The sequence below is a fragment of the Magnetospirillum sp. SS-4 genome, from assembly GCF_902729425.1.
In the GTDB taxonomy this organism is placed as follows: Bacteria; Pseudomonadota; Alphaproteobacteria; order Rhodospirillales; family Magnetospirillaceae; genus Phaeospirillum.
This window is the reverse complement of sequence record NZ_CACVCH010000069.1, coordinates 1-23,596: the sequence shown is the minus strand read 5'-3', so window position 1 is coordinate 23,596 and position 23,596 is coordinate 1. Positions and strand designations below refer to the sequence as shown.

Below are 23,596 nucleotides of genomic sequence, written 5' to 3'. Positions count from 1 at the left end.
CGTCATTGCCCCGGACGGAAAGCGGATTTGCCCGGCACGGCGTTCAGGCGCTGCCGGGCCGTCTTCTGTATGCGGTCGCGCAATTCCGGGCTTGCCGCCAGCAAGGCGTTGAAGTCCCTGGCCTGAAGAACCAGCAGCGAGCAAAATCCCAGGGCAACCACGTCGGCGGTTCGGCGGCCTTGCGAGACCAGGGCCATTTCGCCGAAGAAGTCGCCGCTGCCCAGGCGGATCGGATTGGGCGTCACCCGGACCTCGACGGCGCCGGAGGCGATGAAGTACATGGCGTCGCCGGCATCGCCCCGACGCAGGACGACCTCGCCGGGCACGGTCAGGACAGGGCGCAGCAGGCGGGTGATCTCGGCCAACTGGCGCGGCTGGAACCCGGCGAAGGCCGGAACCCCGGCCACCATCCCCTCCGCCTCCAGCTGGAGGTCGAGGGGAGGCCGCCGGGCCAGACGGCGGCCGCGCTGCGCCAGATCGGACAGCAGATCGTTCAGGACCTCGTGGCCAATCACCGCCTCGGTCCGCAGACGGTGATACTCCGCCTCCTCGATGCGGATGGCGGCGCGTTCCAAGTACTGAAGCTGAAGCGCGCGCGAGAAATCGCCGTATTGCAGCCGCAAGGCGGCCAGGGCGGTATCCACCGCGTCCATGCGTTCGGCGACGGTGGCGGTGATGGCCTGGGCCGCGTCGCGGCAAACCATCAGCGGCAGCTTGGTCCAGGCGAATTCCATGAGTTCGCGGATGGCGGCCTGCACCATCAGCAGAACCTCGAAGCGATTGGCGATCTCGGTGGCCAGGGGCGCTTCGAAGCCGGCGCGGCGATGCAGCGCCAGGGCGAGGCGGAAACGCCACGAAAACGCCAGGAAGCCGGCATGGGCGGCATCATAGCCGCGGCCGCCATCGGTCTTGACCCCATCCTGAAGCCGGGCGGCGCCGGCCAGCAGGGCGCGGGTGATGCGCCCCGACACCGTGCCCTCGCGGTAGTGGCGCAGATAGATGGCCTGCTCGCGGTCGGCCAGCATCATCAGGCCGCTGCGGATATCCTCGGCCGGGCTCAGCGCCACCGCGCCGGCCACCTGCGCCTCGGCCGCGCCCAGGCGGCCGGTGAAGCCGTCGGCCAGTTCCACGGCAAGCTCGCGCTCGATGCCGTAATCGGCGGCGGCATCGGTCACCCGGCGGCGCACCTCGGTCAGGGCGGTGGCGATGGCGCGGCCGCGCACCGCCATGTCCGACGGCGACAGCCGGTCCAGCCCGAACAGCCGGATCAGCGGCCGCAGCAGCGGCGCGTTGACGAACAGGGTGAACAGCACGAAGGCGGTGCACATCACCGAGATGAAGGATTTCACGTCCGGAGTGATGCGGGGGTTCTCCACCACCGCCAGGGCCAGGGCCAGCGAGATGGCGCCGCGCAGGCCGCCCCACAGCACCACGGCGCGCAGCGGCACCCCCACCGGCGCGGCCCAGCCCAGGGCCGTCAGGCCGGGAAACAGGCCGAACAGCACCAGGGCGCGGGCCGCCAGGGCCGAGACGATCAGCACCGCCAGGACCCCGAAATCCCCCGGCCCCATCCCCGCCAGCATGCCCGGAACCCGCATGGTCGCCAGCAGGAAGATCAGCGAACTGGCCCAGTATCCGACCTGTCCCCAGACGTCGATCAGGCTGGACCAGGTCTCGGACGAGACGCGGGTGCGGCCCTGATAGCTGATCACCAGGGCGGTGGTCACCACCGCCACCACTCCCGAGACATGCAGGTAATGCTCGCCCAGCAGGAACACCAGATAGGCGGCGGCCACCGTGACCGTGATCTCGGCTGCGCGCTGGCCGCGCAGCAGGGTGAAGCTCCAGCACACCAGGCGGCCGCAGGCATAGCCGAACGCCAGCCCGCCGGCGAAGCCCCGCGCGAACACCAGCACGCCGTCCGCCACGTCCGCCTGCCGCTCGCCGGTCAACATGCCCAGGAACAGGGCGAACAGCGAAATGGCGGCGGCGTCGTTGAACAGGCTTTCGCCTTCCACCAGCAGGCTGAGGCGATGGGGCACGCCGAGATCGCGGAAGATGGCGACCACGGCGACGGGATCGGTGGTCGAAACGATGGCGGCCAGCAGCAGGCAGGCGATGATCCCCATGTCGGTGACCGCGCCGAGGGCGAAGCCGACCACGAAGGTCGACACCAGCACCGCCACCACCGCCAGCACCAGGATCGGGGCGATGTCGTCCATCAGGCGCCGGACGTCGATGACGATGGCGGTCTCGAACAGCAGGACCGGCAGGAACACCAGGATGAAGGCCTCGGACGACAGGTCGAACTGCCCCAATGCCGCCAGGAAATCGTCGATGGGACCGCCCAGGCCCAGCATGGGCACGTTGTCGATGACGACGCCGAGGGCGATGCCGGCGGCGGCCAGCACCAGCGAGAACGCCACGTTGGCCCGCGCCGCCACCGGCACCAGCAGGGTCACCAGCGCCAGGAGCCCGGTCACGCCAAGCATCACCGTCGCTATGCCGTGCATGGATGCCCGCCCCTTTTTCCGTGAACGCCCGCCCGCCTAGCGGACCTCGACATGCTCCACCACCCACTTGATGCCCTCGACGTCGCGGGCAAAGGCGCTGGCCTTGGCGAGGTCGGCGGCGGAGCGGGTGGTTCCCAGCAGGGTGGCGATGCCGTTGACCACCCGCACCACATAGGCGCCGGCGATATCGTCGTTCCCCATCAGGCCGGCGAAGATGCGCCGCTCCCGGCCGGTGTCGGCCAGATAGGTCACGGCGCCGGGATCTTCGGCCAGGACCAGGCCGTCATGGACGACGCGGACGCCATCCCGGTCGCGGGCGATCCGGGCGGCGCGGCGGCGATGCTCGGGCTTGGACACCGCCCCGCTCAGCAGCACGACGCCATCCCAGGCCAGCACCGACACCCCCTTGAAGGCGGCGGAATCATCTTGGAGCAGCGCCGTCCTGATGCCGCGCCCCATGGCGTCGTCCTGGTCGCGTTCGCCGCGCGCGCGGATCACCCGGCCGATCGGGTCGAGCTTCACCGCCGATGGCTGGGGCGGCGAGGGAGGCGGGGGGGCGGCGCAGGCGGCCAGCAGCAGAACGGGCAGCAACAGCAGGGACAGACGGGTCTTCATGGCTCGCCATTCTCGTCAAGGGCCGCCTCGGTGGCGGCATCAAGGTGTCGCCCATGGCGATAACGGCGAAACAGCCAGACGCCGATCACGCCGGAGGCCACGAACAATATCACGCTGGCGCCGATACGAAAGACCGGATCGACCTGAATGCCGCTGCCAAGCAAGGCGAACACCACCGTCTGGGGCAGATAGCCCAGCCCCGACCCCAGGAAGAACGGCACCGCCAGCACCCCCGACACGCCGGCGGCCAGATTGGTCAGCAGATTGCTGCCCACCGGCAGCAACCGCATCAGCAGCGTCATCGAGAAGGTGTTGCCGGCCAGGAACGAATCGACGCGGGCGATACGCTCGGGAAAGCGGCTGGTGACGAAGGCGCGGCCCATGAAGCGGGCGTAGAAGAAGGCGCCGACACAGCCGGTCAGCGAGGCCAGGGTGGCCCATGCCAGGCCCTCCGCGAAGCCGAAGGCATAGCCGGCCAGAAAGCACACCGCCTGGCGCGGCAGGCCGATTCCGATGAACAGGCCGCCCACCAGCACGAACAGGGCGTCGCCGCCAAGTCCCTTGCCCCTGACCTCGGAATCGATCCAGTGGGTGTCCAGGGCATCCCGGAGTCCCATTCCCTCGATCAGAAAGCCGATGGCGGCGAAGGTGAGGATCAGCACCAGTCCACGCAGCAGGACGCGGGGACGCAACAAAGGATGGCGCGAGCGCGTCACTCAACCACCGGATTGCGCGACCGGCGCATCAGCCACATCACCCCCAGCAGGTCGACGATGCCGACCCACAGCCGGTTCCACACCCCGTATTTGGAGGTGCCGCGCTCACGCGGGCGGTGATTGACCTTGACCGTCTCCACCGTGCCGCCGGCACGGATCACCAGGGCGGCCATGAACCGGTGCATGTGGTCGAAGCGCGGCAGGTCGAGGAACAAGTCACGCGGCAGCAGCTTGATGCCGCTGCCGGAATCGGGAATGCCGTCTCGCAGCAGCCTGGAACGGACGCCGTTGGCTACCTTCGACGACAGCCGGCGGATGGAATTGTCGCGGCGGGCGGCGCGCCAGCCGGTGACCATCAGGCGGGGGCGGACCGCGTCGGGGGCGAACCGCCAGCGTTCCAGCATGGCCGGCAGGTCGGCGGGATCGTTCTGGCCGTCGCCGTCCAGGGTGGCGATCAGATGGCCGGCGGCGTGCCTCACCCCGGTGGCGACCGCCTGACTCTGTCCGCAGGACTGGCGATGGCGAACGATGCGAAGGCGGGGATGGATGTCGGCGGCCTGGGTCAACGCCTGGGGGGTGGCGTCGTCCGAGCCGTCATCCACGTAGACGACCTCGAACTCCACCTTGCCCTGAAGCGCGCCATGAATCTCGTCGAGCAGCGGCAGGATGTTCTCGGCCTCGTTCTTGACCGGAACCACGACCGAAAGTTCGATGACCGCCGCAGAGGTCACGACAGGCCCGCCCGCCCCATCTCCAGGAACTTGTCGCGGCGCCAGGCCCGCAGCACCCCGCCCTCGGTTCCGGACAGGTCGCGCAGCGCCGAATCCAGCGACATGGACAGGGTCTGGAACATCAGATCGATGTTGCGATGAGCCCCGCCCATGGGTTCCGGCACCACCGAATCGATGATTCCCAGCTTGTGGAGGTCCTGGGCGGTCAGGCGCAGCTGCTCGGCGGCATCCTTGGCGTTGTCGCCCGAACGCCACAGGATCGAGGCGCACCCCTCGGGGCTGATCACCGAATAGATGGCGTGTTCCAGCATCAGCACCGAATTGGCCGCGGCCAGCGCGATGGCTCCGCCCGATCCACCCTCGCCGATGATGGCCGACACCAGCGGCACCCGGATGTCCAGGCAGGTCTCGATCGAGCGGGCGATGGCCTCGGCCTGGCCGCGCTCCTCGGCCTCGATTCCGGGATAGGCGCCGGCGGTGTCCACCAGGGTGATCACCGGAATCTGAAAATGGTCCGCCATGCGCATCAGGCGGATGGCCTTGCGATAGCCCTCGGGCTTGGCCATGCCGAAGTTGTGGCGGATGCGGCTTTCGGTGTCGTGGCCCTTCTCGTGGCCGATCACCACCACCGAATGGCCGCGGAACCGGCCCAGACCGCCGATGATGGCCTGATCCTCGCCAAAGGCGCGGTCGCCGGCCAGCGGCGTGAAATCCTCGATCAGGGCATTGATGTAGACCAGCGCGTGGGGCCGCTCGGGGTGGCGGGCCACCTGCGTCTTCTGCCAGGGCGTGAGCTTGGCGTAGGTCGACCGCAGCAGCTTGTCGACCTTGGCCTGGAGCTTGCTGACCTCGTCGGCGATGTTGACGTCACCGCTGTCCGACAGATGCCGCAGCTCCTCGATCTTGCCCTCCAGCTCGGCGATGGGCTTTTCGAATTCAAGGATATGCATGGGGCAATGTCATACAAGCACCCGTGCCTCGGGGCAAGGGGAGAGAAACGAAACGGCCGCCGTCGTTTCCGACGGCGGCCGCGATCTCCGGTTTCCCGGATGGGATCAGTGCACGTCCTTCCAGATCTGCCGCTTCAGCGCGTAAAGCATGGCGGTCAGCACGGCCAGGAACAGCATCACCTTCAACCCCATGCTCTTGCGGGTATCCAACTCGGGCTCGGCGGCCCAGTTGAGGAAGGTGACCACGTCCTTGGCGATCTGCTCCTTGGTCGCCTTGGTGCCGTCGGCATAGGTGACGACGTCGTCGGCGATCACGCCCGGCATGCTGATGGCGTTGCCGGGGAAGTAGTGGTTGAAGAACTTGCCGTCCGGAATGGTGACGCCTTCCGGCGGCGCGTCCTCGTAGCCCAGGAACAGCGAGTAGACGTAGTAGGGACCTTTCGGGCGGGCCTTGTTCATCAGCGACAGGTCCGGCGGCAGGGCGCCGCCATTGGCGGCCATGGCCGCCTTGTCGTTGGCGAAGGGCGGCACGATGCGGTCGGCCGGACGGGCCGGACGCATGAACATCTCGCCCTCGTCGTTGGGACCGTCCCGAACTTCCTTCTCGGCGGCGATGGCCTTGATCTCGTCCTCGGTGAAGCCGAGGTCGGCGAGATTGCGGTAGGCCACCAGCTTCATGGAGTGGCAGGCCGAGCAGACGTCGTGGAACACCTGCCAGCCGCGCCGCAGCGACGCCTGGTCGTGCTTGCCGAACACGCCTTCCCACGAGAAGCCGCCCTCGGGCTGCTTGAAGGGCGGCATGGCCCCGCCGGCGGCCTGGGCATTGCCCGAGAACCCGGCAAGCCCCACCAGGATCATCAGGCCCAGGGCGGCGGCCTTGACCACCGGCTGGCTGATGGAGGCCGGCAGCGGCTTCGGCTTCTCGAACCAGCCGAGCAGGGGCATGATCACCAGGAAGTGGGCGAAGTAGTAGGCGGTGCAGAGCTGGCCCACCACGATCAGGACGCCTTCGGCCGGCTTGCCGCCCACATAGCCCAGGACCATGCAATTGGCGAAGAACAGCCAGAAGAACTGGCGGTACAGCGGCCGGAACTTGGCCGAGCGCACCTTGGAGGTGTCGAGCCAGGGCAGGGCGAACAGGATCAGGATGGCGGCGAACATCGCCACCACGCCCTGGAGCTTGGCCGGAATGAACCAGATGTCCATGGTGAAGGCGCGCAGGATGGCATAGAACGGCAGGTAGTACCATTCCGGCACGATATGGGCGGGCGTCACCATGGGATTGGCCGGGATGTAGTTGTCAGGCTCGCCGAAGAAGTTGGGCGCCCAGAACACGAAGGCCATGTAGAACATCAGGAACACGCCGATGCCGTACAGGTCCTTGATGGTGTAGTAGGGATGGAACGGGATGGAATCCTGCGCCCCCTTCATGTCGATGCCCAGCGGATTGTTCGACTTCACCGAATGCAGCGCCCAGACGTGGAGCACCACCAGACCGACGATGACGAAGGGCAGCAGGAAGTGCAGGGCGAAGAAACGGTTCAGCGTCGGATTGTCCACCGCGAACCCGCCCCACAGCAGGGTGACGATGTAGTCGCCGACCACCGGGAAGGCCGAGAACAGGTTGGTGATGACGGTGGCGCCCCAGAACGACATCTGCCCCCAGGGCAGCACGTAGCCCATGAAGCCGGTCGCCATCATCGCCAGGTAGATGGCGATGCCGATGAACCACAGAATCTCGCGCGGGGCCTTGTACGAACCGTAATAGAGGCCGCGGAAGATGTGGATGTAGACCAGGATGAAGAACATCGAGGCGCCGTTGGCGTGCAGGTAGCGCAGCAGCCAGCCGTAATTCACGTCGCGCATGATGCGCTCGACCGAATCGAACGCCAGCGAGGTGTGAGACGAATAATTCATGGCCAGGAACAGGCCGGTGAGGATCATGATGATCAGCATCACCGCGGCCAGGGAACCGAAGTTCCACCAGTAGTTCAGATTCCTGGGGGTGGGATAGTCGATGGCGCTGTGCTGCATCATCGAGAAGATGGGCAACCGATCCTCGATCCAGTTGACCACCTTGTTGTCGCTCTTGAAGCCACTCATGACGTGTCCCCTCAGCCAATCCGAATGGCGGTGTCGCTGGTGAACTTGTAGGGCGGCACCGGCAGGTTGGTCGGAGCCGGGCCCTTGCGGATGCGGCCGGAGGTGTCGTAATGCGACCCGTGGCACGGGCAGAACCAGCCGTTGAATTCCCCCTTGGGATCGGCGGGCTTCTGCCCCAGCGGCACGCAGCCCAGATGGGTGCAGACGCCGATCAGCACCAGCCATTCCGGCTTCTGGGCGCGGTCGGTGTCCTTCTGGGGATCGCGCAGGTCGGCCATGGCGGTCTTGCCGGCGTCGTCGATCTCTTCCGGAAGGCGATGGCGGACGAAGACCGGCTTGCCCTGCCAGACCACGGTCACCGACTGGCCGGGTTGGATGATGGAGATGTCCACGTCGGTGGTGGAAAGCGCCAGGGTATCGGCGGCCGGGTTCATGCTGTGCACGAACGGCCAGAGTGCGATGCCCGTCCCGACCGCGCCGACGGCGGATGTGGCGTACAGCAGGAAATCCCGCCGCGTCTGCCCATCCACCGGCGAGGGCTGGGCATTATGTGCCGGATCAGCCATGACTTAACCTCTTGTTGGCCCGCGAAAGCGCGACTATTAACCACATCGGCAGCCCTGATTCAACTGCCGAGTCCACATGTATCAACGTTACCTAATACAACAGAAGTTCCAAGCCCGTCCGGTCCGGCGCGCTGTTTGCGGAGCGTTCAAGCCATGGTTCCCCTGCGTCTCGCCCTGTACCAGCCGGATATTCCGCAGAACGCTGGCGCGCTGCTGCGGCTGTCGGCCTGCCTGGACGTCGGGGTCGATATAATCGAACCCTGCGGCTTTGTCCTTGACGAACGTAAAGTCCGACGCGCCGGAATGGATTATATTCAACATTCCAGCTACGTCCGCCATCCGTCATGGCCGTCGTTCCGCGAACGGCTGGCGGCCGAGGGGCGGCGGTTGATTCTGCTGACCACGCGGGGCGAGCATCGCCATGACCGCTTTTCTTTCCGGCCGGGAGACACCATCATGGTGGGACGGGAGAGCGCTGGCGTTCCATCCGAAGTGGCCGGGGCCGCCCAAGCGCGCCTTCGCATCGCCATGCGGCCGGAGGCGCGCTCGCTCAACGTGGCCATGGCGGCGGCCATGGCGGTCGGCGAGGCGTTGCGCCAGTTGGGCGCCTTTCCCGAGGAAAGGCCTGAGGAGGGATCCTGCGCATGAGCGTCGACACCGTCCGCCATTGGGACAGGGACCGGGCCGAGGCCTATGACCGGCGGGTGCGCGAAGCCATTCCCGGCTACGACGCCCTGCATGTGCTGTCGTGCCAGATCGTCGCCGAGGCCACCGCCGGCCGGGGGCGGGTCCTGGTGGTCGGCGCGGGAACCGGAATCGAATGCGTCGCCCTGGCGCAAGACTGCCCCGAGTTGGCCGTGGTGGGCGTCGACCCCGCCAGGGAGATGCTGGCCCATGCCGAGGCCAAGATCGCCCGGCACGGCCTGGGCGGCCGGGTGCGGCTGTATCCGTCCAAGGTCGGCGACCTGCCCGGGCTCGAACCGTTCGATGCCGCCACCTTGCTGCTGGTGCTGCATTTCCTGCCCGACGACGGCGCCAAGCAAACCCTGCTGGAGGAAATCGCCGCCCATCTCCGGCCGGGCGCGCCGCTGGTGCTGGCCGACCTGTTCGGGGATCGGGACGATCCCTGGCAGGGACAGTTGAAAGGCTGGTGGCGCCATCTGCAACTGGCGGCAGGCATTCCCGAAATCGAGGTGGACAAGGGGTTCCGCCATGTCGACCGCGATTTCCATCCCCTGACCGAGGCCCGGCTGGCCGAATTGCTGGCCGCCGCCGGCTTCGGCCCACCCGCCCCCTATTTCCGGGCGCTGTGCTTCGGCGGTTGGGTGACGCGGAAATTGCAAGAGCAGACCAACCAAGGATTTTCACCGCCATGAGCCTGTCCCCCCCCGCCGGCACCCCCCCCATCGGCGCCGTGATCTACCCCCCCGGCAAGCCGCCGGAGCGGCTGCTGGCCGAATTCGCCGCCGGCCTGAAGGCGCGCGGCTTCAATGTCGGCGGACTGCTTCAGCACACCATCAAGGGCGATGACGGTCGCAAGACCGACATGCTGGTGACCGAGATCGACACCGGCCATCGGATCTCCATCGGCCAGGCGCTGGGCAAGGCGTCCAAGGCCTGCATCCTGGACACCCAGGCGCTGGCCGAGGCCTCGGGGGCGGTACGCCGCGCCATCGAGGCCAAGACCGACCTGCTGTTCGTCAACAAGTTCTCCAAATCCGAATGCGAGGGCCAGGGACTGGCGGCCGAGATGCTGGCGGCGGCGGCCGGCGGCGTGCCGGTGATCGTGGCGGTGCCCGGCGTGCTGATCGAACAGTGGATCGCCTTCACCGGCGGCCGCACCGACCTGCTGCCGCCCACCCTGGACGCCCTGTGGCGTTGGTGGGGACCGCGCCGCCTCTACGCCGACCTCGCCCAGGGGGTTCCCGACGGCGAAATCCGCCGGGTGGTGGTGGGGGTCAACTGGACCATGGTCGAAGGTCCCCACGGCATCGGCCTGGCGCAGACGCCGGAACGCGGCACGCCGGGCTGCCTCGGCGCCCCCAGGGCCGGCAACCGCACCGACGGCTCGCTGCGCGATCTGGCCGCCCTGGTGACCTCGGACAGCAATTTCGACGTGTCGCTGGGCATCGCCGCCTGCAACGCCCATTACAACCGCTTCGACCTGGAGACGGAAATCGGCAACGGCCTCGACAGCTTCGGCCGCCCCGATGGCGAGACCGTGGTGATCGGCGCCTTTCCCGCCATCGCCGAACGCCTGCCCGGCGCCAGGGTCATCGACCGCCGTCCCGGCCCCGGCCAGTATCCCGAGGAAGCGGCCGAGACCCTGCTGCCGGTCGCCGACGCCGCCCTCATCACCTCGGCCACCCTGGCCAACCGCTCGCTGCCCCGCCTGCTGGTCCTGGCGCGCCATGCCCGGATCGCCCTGGTGGGACCGGGCGCGCCGATGACCGAACGGCTGTTTTCCTACGGCATCGAGGTGCTGTCCGGTCTGATCGTCGAGGACGGGGACGGCATGGCCCGCGTGGTGGCCGAGGGTGGCGGCGCCAAGGACCTGAAGCGCTTCGGCCGCACCGCCACCCTGCGACGGATCGGGTGATCCCTTGAATACGCAGGATCTGTGTGTAATGATACACACATGAATAGCCGCGAGATCATCTCGGCGCTTGAGGCCGATGGCTGGATTTTGAAGCGGGTCACCGGCAGCCACCACCATTTCCGCCATCCGGCCAAGCCGGGTCTGGTGACGGTGCCCCACCCTAAACGGGATCTGCCGTCGGGAACGGTCCGGGCGATCGAGCGCCAGTGCGGCCTGAAATTGTCGAGGTGACCCATGACTGCCTATGTCGCCTATCTGCGCAAGGATTCCGACAGCGACTATGGGATCGATTTTCCCGACTTCCCCGGCTGCGTCAGTGCCGGCCATACGGTGGAGGAGGCCCTGGCCATGGCGGCCGAGGCCCTGACCGGACATGTGGCGGTGATGACGGCCGATGGCGATCCGGTTCCGCCGCCATCGGGCATGGAATCCCTGTTGTCCGATCCCCTGCGCGAGGATGCGGTCATGGTGCTGGTTCCGCTGGATACCGATCTGCTGAAGGCCGAGCGGGTCAACATCACCTTGCCCCGCAGCCTGCTTGGCCGGATCGACGCGGTCAGTGGCGGCAACCGCTCCCGGTTCCTGGTCGAAGCGGCGGAGGCCAAGCTGGCCTCGTGACCTCTCCGCCCGCCTCTCTCCGCGTCCTGATCAACGCCGTTCATTCCAAGAGCGGCGGCGGCCTGACCTATCTGCGCAACGTGCTGCCGCTGCTGGCCTGCCAGATGGACGTTCATGTGGCGATCCAGGCCGATCAGGAGGCCGACGTCCGCCCGGTCTGCGAGGCGACGGCCGGCCTCACCCTGCATGTGCTGCCCGTCCGGGGCAAGCTGGCCACCGTGCTGGCGCAGGAACAGCTTTCGGTGCCGCTGCTGGCCCGGCGGATCGGGGCACGGGTGGTGTTCTCGCCGGCCAATTACGGCCCCATCCTCGGCCCACCCACCGTGATCTTGCTGCGCAACGCCTTCGAGGTCACCGAGTTGGACCCGCGCCCCGCCAAGCGGCTGTACTGGTGGGCGGTCAAGCGGCTGACCTGGGCCTGCTTCAGGACCTGCCGCCGCGCCATGGTGGTCTCGGCCCACGCCGGACGAACCTTCCTGAGGGTGTTCGGCCTGCCCGAGGATTCCCGCCTGTCGGTGGTCCACCATGGCATCGGCCCGATCTTCCACCCGCCCGAAACCGACGCCGCCCGCCTTCCCGGCCGGCTGCTGGCGGTGTCAGACGTCTATGTGCAGAAGAATTTCGAGACCCTGCTGCGCGCCGTGGCCCGGTTGGTTCCCGACCATCCCGAGCTGCGGCTGGACATCGCCGGGCGCGAACTGGACCCGGATTACGCCGCCTCGCTGAGAGGACTGGCGGCCGAACTGGGCATCGCCGGGCGAATCGCCTTCCTGGGGGGGCAAAGCCCGGAGCAGGTGGCCGAACTGTACCGACGGGCCTCGGTGTTCGTGTTCCCCTCGCTGGTGGAGACCTTCGGCAATCCGTTGGTCGAGGCGATGGCGTCGGGCCTTCCGGTGGTGTGCTCGGACGCCGCCGCCATGCCGGAAGTCACCGGCGGCGCCGCCCTGCTGGCCCGGCCCGGAGACGACGCCCATCTGGCCGAGCAGATCGGCCGGCTGTTGAATGACGCCGGCCTGTGGCGCGAGGTCTCGGACCGCGGGCTGGCCCGCGCCGCCTGCTTCTCGTGGGAGAGGACGGCGGAGCGGGTCGCGGCGGTGCTCGGCGAGGCGGCGAAGGATTGATGTGCCGCCGGGCCCATGGCACCATGCCGCCGAACTTGAGAGGACATGAATTTTGAGACTCTCCTGGTCCCTGGGGAACTGGCGGCCCGCCATGCGGCACCTCGCCGACCCGGCCAGCGTCGCCATCACGGTGGACGACGCCCCCATGCCGGATTCCATGCCGGCCATGCTGGACCTGCTGGACCGCTTCGACGCCAAGGCCACCTTCTTCATGAGCGGCTGCCGTGCCGTCGCCGCCGATGAGCTGGTTGCCGAGACGGTGCGACGCGGCCATGCCGTCTACGCCCATGGCTGGGATCACGTCCGCCTCGACCGCGAAAGCCCCCGCCGGCTGATGGAGGACATGGAACGCTGCGAGGCGCTGCTGGCCCGCCACCGCCCGACGCCGCAGCCCTATCTGGTGCGGCTGCCCTATAACGGCGGCTGGCGCAACGCCCGCGTCCACCGTACCCTGAACCGCTGGCAGCCGGGCTGCGCCGTGGTTCATTGGGGCCCCAGCACCGAGGACCACATGATTTCCACCCGCTGCGCCGCGCCCGAGCACGTCGAGCCGGAATGCCGCCGCGAGGTCGAGCGTCTGATGAACGACCCCCGCCTGCCCGGCGGCATCATCCTGATGCACGACCAGCCCATCAACGAGCGCCCCGGCGCCGCCTTCAAGCCCGCCGTCACGATCACCCTGCTGCGCCTGCTGCTGGAGGGGCTGGCGGAAAAGGGCCTGCGATCCGTCGTGCTGCCGGAACCACCGCCGCAAGGGTGGTGGCGCCGCTTCGTCCTGACCTAGGAGTCCGCCGCTTGCGCATCCTTCACACCATTCCCGGACGCAATTGGGGCGGCATGGAGCATCGTACCATCGAGCAGGTGCGCTGGCTGAAGACCAACGGCCACGCGGTGTGGCTGGCCTCGCCCGCCGACGGCGAGTCCTTTCGCCGTGCCGAGGCGGCCGGATTGCCGGTGGTGGATTTCGACTTCGACCGTCCCTGGCGCCCGTCCACCGTCCGTGCCCTGCGCAAGCTGGCGATCGAATGCGGTATCGAGGTGATCGACACCCACGTCACCCGCGACGCCAAGGCCGCCGCCGCCTGCCTGGACCTGTGCGCCGTGGTGCGTTCGCGCCACGTCAACCAGCCCCTGAAACCGTCCATGATCCGCCGCATGCAGTGGCGCATGGGCGCCGACCACATCATCACCGTCGCCGAATGCACCCGCCGCCACCTGATGGAGATCGGGCTGGCCGATCCCAGGCGCTCGGTCTCCATCGGCGGCTGGGCCGACGAACGCTTCTTCGCCCTGCCCGACCCGGTCACCACCCGCGCCCGCCTCCGGGCCGAGCTGGGCCTGCCCGAGACCGCCTATGCCTGGGTCTGCGTCGGCATGATCCGTCCGGACAAGGGCCAGGATCACCTGATCGACGCCCTGGCCCTGCTGGGAGGAAAGGGACTGGCGCCGCTGCTGGTCATCGTCGGTTCGGCCACCGCCGAATGCGCCGGCTACGAGGCCGGCCTGCGCCAGCAGGTGGAGGCCCGCGGCCTGACCGGCCGGGTGATGTTCACCGGCTATCGCGACGACGTGTCGGAACTGATGCAGATGGGTGACGCCGTGGTGATTCCCTCGCTGACCGAGGCCCAGCCCCGCGTCGCCGTCCAGGCCTTCGCCACCGGCAAGCCGGTAGTGGCGAGCGCCGTCGGCGGCGTTCCCGAAATCGTGTTCGACGGCGAGACCGGCCGGCTGGTGCCGCCGGCCGATCCGGCCTGCCTCGCCGAGGCCATGGCGGCGGTGATGACCGACGGGGAGACCACCGCCCGCATCGCCGCCAATGCCCGCAGGATGGCGGAGGAGACCATGCGCTTCGACCACCGCATGAACCAGACCCTGGAAACCTACCGCACCGCCATGACCCATGCCCGAAGCCGCTCATTTCCCCGCTTCCGGGGAGTTGGGATATGACCACCCTCACCGCCCTGGTGGTGGTCTGCAACGAGGAGAAGCGGCTGCCGTCCTGCCTGGAGAAGCTCGGCTTCGCCGACGAAGTGGTGGTCGTGCTGGACAAGTGCACCGACCGATCAAGGGAGATCGCGCTGGAATTCGGTGCCCGCATCGTCGAGGGAACGTGGGACCGCGAAGGCGAGCGCCGCAACACCGGCATTGCCGCCTGCGCCACCGACTGGGTGCTGGAGGTGGACGCCGACGAACATGTGCCGCCCGCCCTGGCCGAGGAAATCCGCCGGGTGATCGCCGGTTCGGCCTTCGCCTGGCACGAGATCCCGGTGGACAATTTCATCGGCGAACGTCTGGTGCGGCACGGCTGGGGCGCCAGCTACGGCAAGGCCGCCTATCCCGGCCTGTTCCGGAAGGAGGCCAAGACCTGGGGCAACGACCGCGTCCACCCCTCGCTGGTCTGGCGCGGCGCCAAGGGGCCGATGCTGGAAAACCGGCTGCTGCATTACGTCGACAAGAACATCTCGGACATGATCCGCCGGCTGGATTCCTACTCCACCGCCCGGGCCCGCGACCTGCGCGAGCGCGGCGAGACCTGGGGCGGCACCCTCAGCAACGTGCGGCGCATGGCTTCGCGCTTCTTCAAGTGCTATGTGCGGCGCGGCGGCTGGAAGGAGGGCGGCTATGGCTTCATCATCGCCACCTGCGCCGCTCTTTACCCCATGCTGTCGCACCTCAAGGCCAAGCACGAGAAGGAGTAGGACGCCGGCATGCGCCGTGATACGATGTATGACAACGCATGCTGGGAGATTTTGCCATGGACGAGCCCGCCGCCAAGATTCAAGTGTCGCTGCGCGTCCCCGCCGATCTGGTGGAGGCCTATGACACCATGGCGAAAGCGATGGAACGTGACCGGTCCTGGATGATGCTGCGCGCCCTCAAGCAATACCTGGAAAGCGAGGAGGGGTCGGATACCCTGGCCGAGGCCGAGGGCATCGCCGCCCTGGACCGGGGCGAGGGCGTCGATTTCGATACGGTGATGGATGAGGCCGACGCCATCATCGCCGCCGCAGAGGCCCGGCTGACCAGGAAGGCCGGATGACGTCTCCCCGTTTGGCCCGTATGTCGCCGGCCGCCCAGACTTGGTATCTGGCCGAAATCGCCTACATCTCCGAACGCAATCCCGATGCCGCCGCCAAGATTTCCAAGATGATCCGCGCCGCCCGCCAGACCCTGGCCGATTATCCCAATATCGGGCCGCAGGGCCGTGCGCCGGGAACGCGGCGGATGGTGATCGGTCCCTATGTCCTGACCGTGCGCCTGCGCCGGGGGGAGTCGGAAATCATCCATATCCGCCACGGTCGCCAGGCCGACAGGAGCAAGGACTAAGACATGGCCCGCATCGTCATGACCGACGACGGCATCGCGTTCGACGGCGCCACCCTGGAGGAACGGCCGCTGGGCGGGGCCGAGACCTCGTTCATCGAGATGGCCAACGCCCTGGCGGCGCGCGGCCACGAGGTGCTGGTGTGCAACAAATGCGAGGCGGAACGGGTCCACAAGGGCGTCAGTTGGCGCCCCCTGTCCCGGGGGGTGCCCGATTCCGCCGATCTCTACATCGCCAATCGCGGCGACCGGCTGATCCGGCTGTGTCCCGATGCCCGCTCGACCATCTTCTGGATTCACAATCCCGCCGGCTACCTGCTGAAATGGCGCTATCAGTGGAAACTGGCGGCTCGCCGCCCGGTGATCGTGTTCTCGGGGGCCAGCCACGCCTCCACCTATCCCGGATGGGCCTTCGCCGGCGGGCGCGAGATCGTGCCCTATGGCCTGACCGACCTGTTCTGCCATGCCGAGGAACACGCGGAACCGCCGCCGCCCCGCGTGGTCTTCACCTCCAATCCCATGCGCTCGCTGGACTGGCTGCTGGATCTGTGGGAGAGCCGCATCCGGCCGAATGTGCCCAACGCCGAACTGCACGTCTTCGCCGGCATGGCCACCTATGGCGCAGCGGGGGCCGCCAAGGCCGGCCGCATGGGACCGGTGCTGGACCGCGCCGCCGCCCTGGCGGGCCAGGGGGTGATCCTGCGCGGCCCCGTCCCCAAGAGCCAGTTGGTCGGCGAACTGGCCCAGGCCCGCGCCCTGCTCTATCGCGGCGATATCGGCGAGACCTTCTGCTCGGCGGTGGCCGAGGCCCAGGCCATGGGCGTTCCGGCGGTGCTCCGCGACATCGCCTGCATGCGCGAACGGGTGGTGGACGGCGTCACCGGCCATTGCGTCCCCGACGACGAAGCCTTCGTCTCGGCCTCCCTTTCCCTGCTGACCGACGATTCCCTGTGGCGGCGCATGCACCGGGCCTGCCTGGAACGCCAGCGCTCGTGGCGCTGGGACGACGCCGCCCGGGACTTCGAGCGCATCGCCCGACTGTGACGCATGGGTGATAATTTTCCACCGACGGCCATACCGCTTGAGGCCATGTCGCCGCCCCGCTATGCTGCACTGCACAATCAGATGCAGGAGCCTGCCCTCATGAACGGTCCCGTGACCATTTCCGCCGCCGACCCGGTCCAGCTTCTCGGCCTCAAGGGCAAGAAGGGTTTGGTGATCGGCATCGCCAACGAGCAGAGCATCGCCTTCGGTTGCGCCAAGCATTGCCGCGCCTACGGCGCCGAACTGGCCGTCACCTATCTCAACGAGAAGAGCGACCGCTTCGTCCGGCCGCTGGCCGAACAGCTGGAGGCCCCCATCTACCTGCCTTGCGACGTGCGGGAGGATGGGCAGCTCGAGGCCGTGTTCAAGGCCATCGAGGAGAAGTGGGGGCGGCTCGACTTCGTCATCCATTCCATCGCCTATGCCAACCGCGACGACCTGCACGGCCGGGTGACCGATTGCTCGCGCGAGGGCTTCGCCCTCGCCATGGACGTGTCGTGCTTCTCGTTCGTGCGCTGCGCCAAGCTGGCCGAGCCGCTGATGGACAAGGGCGGCTGCCTGATGACGGTGTCGTTCTACGGCGGCCGCAAGGTGGTCGAGCATTACAACGTCATGGGACCGGTCAAGGCCGCCCTGGAAAGCACCACCAAGTACCTGGCCCACGAACTCGGCCCCAAGGGTATCAGGGTGCTGGCGCTGTCGCCCGGCCCGCTCAAGACCCGCGCCGCCTCGGGCATCGCCCGCTTCGACGAGATGATGGAAGAGGCCGCCGCCCGGGCGCCGACCCACCAGCTGGCCGACATCAACGATTGCGGCTCGTTCGCCGCCTATCTGGTCAGCGATCTCGCCAAGTCGGTGACCGGCACCACCGTGTTCATCGACGGCGGCGCCCATATCGTCGGATAAGAACCGCCACCGCCCTCCCGGTTGGCCGCAAGGCTTCGGCGGGGCGGTGGAAACCGGCGCATGCATTTCAATTGCATGAACAAGGGGGTTGGGGCTATCACATCCCGAGGGAGGGCGGGCCTTTCGGTCGCGGGGGGATAGCCAGTGCACAAACCGGCCCGGATCAGCATCACCAAGGTGGTGTTCCTGCTGTCGTTGCTCGCCACCGCCCTGGCTTTCGGGGTGATCTTGCTGATCTCCGGCGAGGTGCGCGAGAAATCGATCCGCGACCTTGCCCGCGACGAGGCCCGCCAGACCTCCGCCCTGGTGTTCGAGACCCTGTACGCCGCCATGCGCAAGGGGTGGAGCAAGGGCGAAATCACCGAGGTGATCAAGCGTCTTCAGGTCGCCCTGCCCGGTCTGACGGTCGACGTCATCCGCGGGCCGTCGGTGATCGAGCAATTCGGCGAGATGGGCAGCGACCTCGCCATCATCCGCGCCGACCCCATGCTGCAAAAGGTGCTGGAAACCGGCCAGGAGATGCTGATCCCCGGCGAGACCGGTATCCGCTATCTCTATCCGGTCAAGGCCCGCGAGGAATGCCTGGACTGCCATGTCACCGCCTCGGTGGGCGACATCAACGGCGTCATCGACATCATCTATCCCATCCACGCCCTCAAGGTGTCGCTGGACTACATCTTGAACACGGTGCTGGCCTATTTCGTCGGCATCATGCTGCTGCTGTCGCTGGTGCTATACCTGAAGCTGAAGCTGTTCGTGGCCCGACCCATCACCCGCATGGTCGAACTGATGCAGGAAATCATCCAGCACACCGACCTGACCCGCCGGGTCGAGACCGACGGCATCATCAGCGAGGTGGCCGACCTCTCGGAATACTTCAACCGGCTGCTGCGCACCGTCGAGGACTACCGGAACCGGCTGGAGGACCTGTCGGTCCGCGATCCGCTGACCCGGCTCTACAACCGGCGCAAATTCGACGAGTTTCTAAGCCACGAGGTCGAACGGGCCAGACGCCACGGCCACGGTTTCTGCCTGGCCCTGATCGACCTGGACGACTTCAAGAACATCAACGACACCTTCGGCCATCCCATCGGCGATCTGGTGCTGCGCGAACTGGCCAGCGTGCTGCTGCGCGAGGTCCGCCGCACCGACGTCCTGGCCCGCGTCGGCGCCGACGAGTTCGCGGCGCTGCTGCCCGAGACCGATCCGGCCGAAGGCGCCCGGGTAGCCGAAAAGCTGCGCCAGACCATCGCCGATCTGGCGCTGGGCCTGCCGGTGGGCGGCGTTCGCATCACCGCCAGCATCGGCTTCGTCACCTTTCCCGGCAATGCCGACGACCTGCAAAAGCTGTCCATCGCCGCCGACGTGGCGCTGTACAAGGCCAAGCGGTCAGGCAAGAACCAGGTGGCGGCGATCGGCGAGAGCGACGACACCACCTCGGTCATCTTCAGCCAGGGCGAACTGGTCCGCGCCGCCCTGGCCGAGGGACGGCTGGTTCCCTTCTTCCAGCCCATCGTCTCCTGCGCCGACGGCGGCGTCTTCGCCTACGAGGTGCTGGCCCGCGTCATCGACGGCGACCGCGCCATCTGCGCCGGCGACTTCATCGAGGCGGCCGAGGAACTGGGGCTGGCCGGCGAGATCGACGAGACGATGTTCGCCCAATCGCTGAAGGCCATGAAATCGGGACGGCTGGGCGAGGCCCGGCTGTTCATCAACCTGTCGGCCAAGAGCCTGACCAATCGCGATCACATGATGGCGATTCCCCGCCGTCTCGCCGAGGCCGGCATCCCGCCCTCGCGTCTGGTGCTGGAAATCACCGAGCGCGAGGCCCTGCCCCATTTCGGCGACATCGTCGCCATGATCAACGAATTGCGCGCCATGGGCCTTGCCTTCGCTCTTGATGATTTCGGCAGCGGGTTCTCGTCCTTCCTCTACCTCAAATACATCACCGCCGATTACGTCAAGATCGAGGGATCGTTCATCCGCCACGTCGTCACCGACGAGCGCGACCGCATCATGGTCGAGCATATCCATTCCATGGCGAAGCGATTCGGCATGGTCACCCTGGCCGAATTCGTCGAGGACGAGGCCACCTTGACCCTGCTGCGCGACATGGGAATCAATCTCTGCCAGGGGTTCCACGTCGGCATGCCGAAGCCGTTGCCGTAACCCGCAGGAACACCAGCCGGGCGGCGCCACGGTCGCGCCGGTCCGCCACGGCAAAGCCGGCGGGGGCGGCGATCTCCTCGTCGGCGGCGATTTCCACCACCGCCAGGGCGCCGTCGGCCAGCCAGCCCCGGGCGGCAAGACCCTCGAGGCAGGAGACCGCCAGGCCGGAATGGTAGGGCGGATCGAGAAAGGCCAGGGTGCAGGGCCGGGACGCGGGCGGCGGGCGGGCGGCGTCGGCGTGGATCACCCTGGCGCGGGCATCCTCTCCCAGTGCCCGGATATTGGCGTGGATGGCGGCCATGGATCGGGGATGCAGTTCGATGAAGCTGGCGTGGGCGGCGCCCCGCGACAGAGCCTCCAGCCCCAGCGCCCCCGATCCGGCGAAGCAATCCACCACCACGGCGTCCTCCATCTCCACCAGATCGGTGTGACAAAGGATATCGAACAGCGCCTGACGCACCCGGTCGGCGGTGGGACGAGCCGTCAGGCCGGGAGGAGCCTCCAGCCGGCGGCCCTTATGGAGTCCGGCGACGATTCGCATTGCTCGGCTTCATCCGGACGGCCGGCGCCTCGGTCCTGGTGCCATCGGCGGCGTAATAGGGCTTTTTGCGGGTTTCGGCGAGGCGCTTGTCCTCGGCCAGCTTCTGCTTGCGGGCCCGGGCGGCGACGCGCTGCTCCTTCTCGCGCTCGCCGGCCGGCTTGGCTTCGGCCCTGGAGTGCAGCACCGGCTTGCCCTCGCCCATCTGCTCGCGCAGCACCTTGCCGGGAACCTCCTCCACCGCGCCCTCGTCCAGGGTGCCCAACTGGAACGGGCCGTAGGCGACGCGGATCAGGCGGGTCACCGGCCAACCCAGAAAGTCCATCACCTTGCGGATCTCGCGGTTCTTGCCTTCGTGCAGCGAGACGGTCAGCCAGGCGTTGGCGCCTTGCTGGCGGTCCAGCGTCGCCTTGATCGAGCCGTAGGTAATGCCATCGACTGTCACGCCCTTGTCCAGGCGGGCCAGCGCCTCGTCGCGGACCTCGCCGTGGACGCGGACGCGATAGCGCCGCACCCAGGCGTTGGACGGCAATTCCAGCTTGCGGGCCAGTTCGCCGTCATTGGTCAGCAGCAGCAACCCCTCGGAATTGAGGTCGAGACGCCCCACCGAGACCACCCTGGGCATGCCCTCGGGCAGTTTGTCGAACACGGTGGCGCGGCCTTCCGGGTCCTTGTGGGTGGTGACCAGACCCGCCGGCTTGTGATAGCGCCACAGCCGGGTGCGCTCCGGCTCGCCCAGCGGCTGGCCGTCCACCATCACCATGTCGCCCGGTCCCACCACGCAGGCGGGGCTGTCGAGCCTGGAGCCGTTGACCACCACGCGGCCGGCCTCGATCCAGCGCTCGGCCTCGCGACGCGAGCACAATCCGGCGCGGGCCAGACGCTTGGCGATCCGTTCGCCCTTTTCCTCGGTCATGATCGGCAGGTCTCCACGAAGGCGGTCATCATAATCCCGCCGCCCCTCCTATACCTTTCCGCCGGTGGCGAAGCCATGCTAAAGCGAAGCCCATGACCGGGTTCATGCAGATCGCCTTTCAGCAAGCCGAGGCCGCCGCCCTGCGCGGCGAGGTGCCGGTGGGCGCCGTCCTGGTCAGGGACGGCGCGGTGATCGCCGCCGCCGGCAACCGGGTCGAGGAATTGTCCGACCCCACCGCCCACGCCGAGATGCTGGCCATCCGGGCGGCGGCGGCCGGAACGGGCGGACGGCTGGACGGCTGCGACCTCTACGTCACCCTGGAACCCTGCCCCATGTGCGCCGCCGCCATCGCCCTCGCCCATGTCAGGCGCCTGTACTTCGCCGCCTACGACCCCAAGGGCGGCGGCGTCGAGCATGGCCCAAGGGTGTTCGGCCATTCCACCTGCCACCACCGTCCCGATGTCTATGGCGGCATCGAGGAACGGCGGGCGGCCGAGATGCTGCGCCGCTTCTTCCAGGCGCGGCGCTGATCAGTCGCCGTGCCCCTCGGTCCGGATGTGGATTATGCCGCCGCAATGCTTGCAGTGCACGGCGTCGAAGTCGTGACGGGTCAGGCCGCAGGCCGGACACTCCACATGGACCTTGATCGGACGGAACATCGCCTGGGCGAAGCGGACGAACAGGCCGACCCCGACCACCATGATGATGATGGACAGCAGGCGGCCGTCCTGGCCGACCAGCGTCACGTCGCCGAAGCCGGTGGTGGTCAGCGTGGTGACGGTGAAGTAGACGGCGTCGAGGTAATTGGCGACGGCCTTGTTCTCGCCCACCTGATCCACGTAGACGAAGGCGGAAACCACGAAGATGAACACCAGCAGGGTGGTGGCCGCCTCCAGCCGCTCGATATTGGCGGCGACCCAGGGATGGGCGGCGCGGGCCTGACGCAGCAGGGCGTAGCTGCGCAGCAGGCGCAGGGCCCGCATGATCCGCAGGAAGCCATAGCCGCCGGCGATCAGCGGCGCGAACATGGTCAGGATCACCACGACGTCGATCAGCGTCCACAGCGACACCACCAGGCGGCGGCGATCGCGGGCGACCCAGACCCGGCAGGCGAGATCCAGGCCGAGCACCGAGCCGATGGCGTAATCGGTCCACCGGATCCAGTCCTCCATGGGCATGAAGGTGGTGGCCAGGAAGAACAGCACGGTGGCGAGATCGAAGGCGATGATGCCGTTGCGGAAGCCCGAATGGGCCTCGTAGAGGAATTGGACCCGGCCACGCAGCCCATGGATGCGGACAAGCCGGTCGGTATCGGTCAGGCGGGCGGTCATTCCGGTTGTTCAAGCCCCCCCAGGGCGCACAGCAGCCGCCACGCGGCGGCGTCCACCGGGGCGACCGACAGGCGCGACTGGCGGACCAGGGCCAGATGCTCCAGGCGAGGGTCGCCCTTGATCTCGGCCAGGGTGACCGGGCGGGGCAGCGGCATCAGCGCCTTGAAATCCACCACCACCCATTTTCCGTCCGGGTCGGTGGGATCGGGATAGGCCTCCCGCACCACCTCGACCACCCCGACGATGCGCTTTTCCTCGACCGAGTGGTAGAAGAAGGCGCGGTCGCCCAGCCTCATGGCCTTCAGGTTAGCGGCGGCCTGATGATTGCGGACCCCGTCCCAGTATTGCACGCCCTTGCGGACGTGGTCGTCCCACGACCAGCTGGCCGGTTCGGACTTGACCAGCCAGTGGGCCATCAGGGCAGGACCTTTCGGTAGGGCAGGATGGCGACGCTTTCGAACAGGCCGGCCTTGACATAGGGATCGTCGGCCAGCAGGGCGTCCAGCTGGGCGCGGTCGGCCACGTCGACCACCAGCATGCTGCCCACCATGGACTGGCGGTCCTCGGTCTGGATCGGACCGCCGATCACCAGCATGTCGATGCGGGCGCGCCAGTATTCGAGATGGGCGGCACGGTTGTCCAGGCGGGTCTGGAGATGGTCGGGCTTGTCCTTGCAGGTGACCACGAACATGGTCTGGCACTCCGTTCAGGGGAATTGGCGACACACTACCGCCTGGACGGACCGGATGGAAGGGCCGGGCGCGGCGGCCCCATCATGAAGACACCCCCGGAAGTCGCCTTCCGGGGGTGTCTGGAAACGGCGGTAAGGCCGGATC

At 67.8% G+C, this 23,596-nt stretch carries 26 protein-coding genes and 2 pseudogenes; 15 read left to right on the top strand and 13 right to left on the bottom strand.

The features are described 5' to 3' along the window. Positions 1-2: 2 nt before the first annotated feature. The 8 genes and pseudogenes from MTBSS4_RS12125 to petA all read right to left on the bottom strand — a co-directional run bounded on the left by MTBSS4_RS12125 (position 3) and on the right by petA (position 8,194). Complete coding sequence (locus MTBSS4_RS12125) at positions 3-2,513, bottom strand: cation:proton antiporter (protein WP_173983662.1); 2,511 nt, start codon at positions 2,511-2,513, stop codon at positions 3-5. Positions 2,514-2,549: 36 nt separating this feature from the next. Beyond that, positions 2,550-3,128, bottom strand: a complete 579-nt coding sequence (locus tag MTBSS4_RS12120) for a BON domain-containing protein (protein ID WP_173983661.1) — start codon at positions 3,126-3,128, stop codon at positions 2,550-2,552. Then, positions 3,125-3,844: a TVP38/TMEM64 family protein gene (locus MTBSS4_RS12115; protein ID WP_217425540.1), complete on the bottom strand. Its 720-nt coding sequence runs from the start codon at positions 3,842-3,844 to the stop codon at positions 3,125-3,127. Before MTBSS4_RS12115 ends, MTBSS4_RS12120 begins: the two co-directional genes overlap by 4 nt. Continuing rightward, positions 3,841-4,575: a glycosyltransferase family 2 protein gene (locus MTBSS4_RS12110; protein ID WP_173983660.1), complete on the bottom strand. Its 735-nt coding sequence runs from the start codon at positions 4,573-4,575 to the stop codon at positions 3,841-3,843. The genes MTBSS4_RS12115 and MTBSS4_RS12110 overlap by 4 nt, the downstream gene beginning before the upstream one ends. Next, positions 4,572-5,525, bottom strand: a complete 954-nt coding sequence (locus tag MTBSS4_RS12105) for an acetyl-CoA carboxylase carboxyltransferase subunit alpha (RefSeq protein ID WP_173983659.1) — start codon at positions 5,523-5,525, stop codon at positions 4,572-4,574. Before MTBSS4_RS12105 ends, MTBSS4_RS12110 begins: the two co-directional genes overlap by 4 nt. Positions 5,526-5,630: 105 nt before the next feature. Continuing rightward, positions 5,631-6,284 (bottom strand): annotated as a pseudogene (locus MTBSS4_RS22405) (cytochrome c1); the annotation flags it as partial. Between the two features lie 111 nt (positions 6,285-6,395). Then, positions 6,396-7,628: pseudogene (locus MTBSS4_RS22400) on the bottom strand (cytochrome bc complex cytochrome b subunit); the annotation flags it as partial. 11 nt (positions 7,629-7,639) lie between these two features. Further along, on the bottom strand, positions 7,640-8,194 hold the full coding sequence (petA, locus tag MTBSS4_RS12095) for a ubiquinol-cytochrome c reductase iron-sulfur subunit (RefSeq protein WP_173983657.1): 555 nt from the start codon (positions 8,192-8,194) through the stop codon (positions 7,640-7,642). Between the two features lie 153 nt (positions 8,195-8,347). On the opposite strand from petA, the gene MTBSS4_RS12090 reads away from it, so the two are divergent. From MTBSS4_RS12090 to MTBSS4_RS12025, 14 genes are all read left to right on the top strand, one after another. Beyond that, the gene (locus MTBSS4_RS12090) at positions 8,348-8,842 is read left to right on the top strand and encodes a tRNA (cytidine(34)-2'-O)-methyltransferase (protein WP_368667781.1); all 495 of its coding nucleotides are present in this window, start codon (positions 8,348-8,350) and stop codon (positions 8,840-8,842) included. Continuing rightward, positions 8,839-9,570: a class I SAM-dependent methyltransferase gene (locus tag MTBSS4_RS12085; RefSeq protein WP_173983656.1), complete on the top strand. Its 732-nt coding sequence runs from the start codon at positions 8,839-8,841 to the stop codon at positions 9,568-9,570. Before MTBSS4_RS12090 ends, MTBSS4_RS12085 begins: the two co-directional genes overlap by 4 nt. Further along, the gene (locus MTBSS4_RS12080) at positions 9,567-10,793 is read left to right on the top strand and encodes a DUF2478 domain-containing protein (protein ID WP_173983655.1); all 1,227 of its coding nucleotides are present in this window, start codon (positions 9,567-9,569) and stop codon (positions 10,791-10,793) included. The genes MTBSS4_RS12085 and MTBSS4_RS12080 overlap by 4 nt, the downstream gene beginning before the upstream one ends. 39 nt (positions 10,794-10,832) lie before the next feature. After that, positions 10,833-11,024 carry a type II toxin-antitoxin system HicA family toxin gene (locus MTBSS4_RS12075; protein ID WP_173983654.1) on the top strand — a complete coding sequence of 64 codons (192 nt, stop codon included), beginning with the start codon at positions 10,833-10,835 and terminating at the stop codon, positions 11,022-11,024. 3 nt (positions 11,025-11,027) lie between these two features. Further along, the gene (locus MTBSS4_RS12070) at positions 11,028-11,411 is read left to right on the top strand and encodes a type II toxin-antitoxin system HicB family antitoxin (RefSeq protein WP_173983653.1); all 384 of its coding nucleotides are present in this window, start codon (positions 11,028-11,030) and stop codon (positions 11,409-11,411) included. Continuing rightward, positions 11,408-12,532, top strand: a complete 1,125-nt coding sequence (locus tag MTBSS4_RS12065; RefSeq protein ID WP_254432519.1) for a glycosyltransferase family 1 protein — start codon at positions 11,408-11,410, stop codon at positions 12,530-12,532. Before MTBSS4_RS12070 ends, MTBSS4_RS12065 begins: the two co-directional genes overlap by 4 nt. A 91-nt stretch (positions 12,533-12,623) precedes the next feature. After that, the gene (locus tag MTBSS4_RS12060) at positions 12,624-13,316 is read left to right on the top strand and encodes a polysaccharide deacetylase family protein (protein ID WP_173983652.1); all 693 of its coding nucleotides are present in this window, start codon (positions 12,624-12,626) and stop codon (positions 13,314-13,316) included. 11 nt (positions 13,317-13,327) lie between these two features. Beyond that, a complete protein-coding gene (locus MTBSS4_RS12055) occupies positions 13,328-14,479 on the top strand; it encodes a glycosyltransferase family 4 protein (RefSeq protein WP_173983651.1) in 1,152 nt (383 codons plus the stop codon). Continuing rightward, entirely contained in the window at positions 14,476-15,231 is a 756-nt protein-coding gene (locus MTBSS4_RS12050) for a glycosyltransferase family 2 protein (protein WP_173983650.1), read from the top strand. The genes MTBSS4_RS12055 and MTBSS4_RS12050 overlap by 4 nt, the downstream gene beginning before the upstream one ends. Positions 15,232-15,287: 56 nt before the next feature. Continuing rightward, positions 15,288-15,572, top strand: coding sequence for a CopG family ribbon-helix-helix protein (locus MTBSS4_RS12045; RefSeq protein WP_254432518.1), 285 nt, complete (start codon positions 15,288-15,290; stop codon positions 15,570-15,572). Then, a complete protein-coding gene (locus MTBSS4_RS12040; protein ID WP_173983648.1) occupies positions 15,569-15,859 on the top strand; it encodes a type II toxin-antitoxin system RelE/ParE family toxin in 291 nt (96 codons plus the stop codon). Before MTBSS4_RS12045 ends, MTBSS4_RS12040 begins: the two co-directional genes overlap by 4 nt. Before the next feature lie 3 nt (positions 15,860-15,862). Then, the gene (locus MTBSS4_RS12035) at positions 15,863-16,900 is read left to right on the top strand and encodes a glycosyltransferase (protein WP_173983647.1); all 1,038 of its coding nucleotides are present in this window, start codon (positions 15,863-15,865) and stop codon (positions 16,898-16,900) included. 99 nt (positions 16,901-16,999) lie between these two features. Beyond that, the gene (fabI, locus tag MTBSS4_RS12030) at positions 17,000-17,806 is read left to right on the top strand and encodes an enoyl-ACP reductase FabI (RefSeq protein WP_217425539.1); all 807 of its coding nucleotides are present in this window, start codon (positions 17,000-17,002) and stop codon (positions 17,804-17,806) included. Between the two features lie 144 nt (positions 17,807-17,950). Further along, entirely contained in the window at positions 17,951-19,975 is a 2,025-nt protein-coding gene (locus MTBSS4_RS12025) for a bifunctional diguanylate cyclase/phosphodiesterase (protein WP_173983646.1), read from the top strand. On the opposite strand, the gene rsmD is transcribed toward MTBSS4_RS12025, so the two are convergent. Continuing rightward, the gene (rsmD, locus tag MTBSS4_RS12020; protein WP_173983645.1) at positions 19,926-20,516 is read right to left on the bottom strand and encodes a 16S rRNA (guanine(966)-N(2))-methyltransferase RsmD; all 591 of its coding nucleotides are present in this window, start codon (positions 20,514-20,516) and stop codon (positions 19,926-19,928) included. The two genes, MTBSS4_RS12025 and rsmD, sit on opposite strands and share 50 nt — an antisense overlap. After that, positions 20,491-21,429, bottom strand: coding sequence for a pseudouridine synthase (locus MTBSS4_RS12015; protein ID WP_173983644.1), 939 nt, complete (start codon positions 21,427-21,429; stop codon positions 20,491-20,493). Before MTBSS4_RS12015 ends, rsmD begins: the two co-directional genes overlap by 26 nt. 92 nt (positions 21,430-21,521) lie before the next feature. Here MTBSS4_RS12015 and MTBSS4_RS12010 point away from each other — a divergent pair, with 92 nt between their 5' ends. Beyond that, positions 21,522-21,959: a nucleoside deaminase gene (locus MTBSS4_RS12010; protein ID WP_254432517.1), complete on the top strand. Its 438-nt coding sequence runs from the start codon at positions 21,522-21,524 to the stop codon at positions 21,957-21,959. On the opposite strand, the gene MTBSS4_RS12005 is transcribed toward MTBSS4_RS12010, so the two are convergent. From MTBSS4_RS12005 to MTBSS4_RS11995, 3 genes are read right to left on the bottom strand one after another with little or no spacing between them, the layout of a single operon-like run. Continuing rightward, positions 21,960-22,760, bottom strand: coding sequence for an ion channel (locus MTBSS4_RS12005; RefSeq protein ID WP_173983643.1), 801 nt, complete (start codon positions 22,758-22,760; stop codon positions 21,960-21,962). Further along, positions 22,757-23,176 carry an EVE domain-containing protein gene (locus MTBSS4_RS12000; RefSeq protein ID WP_173983642.1) on the bottom strand — a complete coding sequence of 140 codons (420 nt, stop codon included), beginning with the start codon at positions 23,174-23,176 and terminating at the stop codon, positions 22,757-22,759. The genes MTBSS4_RS12005 and MTBSS4_RS12000 overlap by 4 nt, the downstream gene beginning before the upstream one ends. Then, positions 23,176-23,451: a YciI family protein gene (locus MTBSS4_RS11995; RefSeq protein ID WP_173983641.1), complete on the bottom strand. Its 276-nt coding sequence runs from the start codon at positions 23,449-23,451 to the stop codon at positions 23,176-23,178. Before MTBSS4_RS11995 ends, MTBSS4_RS12000 begins: the two co-directional genes overlap by 1 nt. Positions 23,452-23,596: the final 145 nt, after the last annotated feature.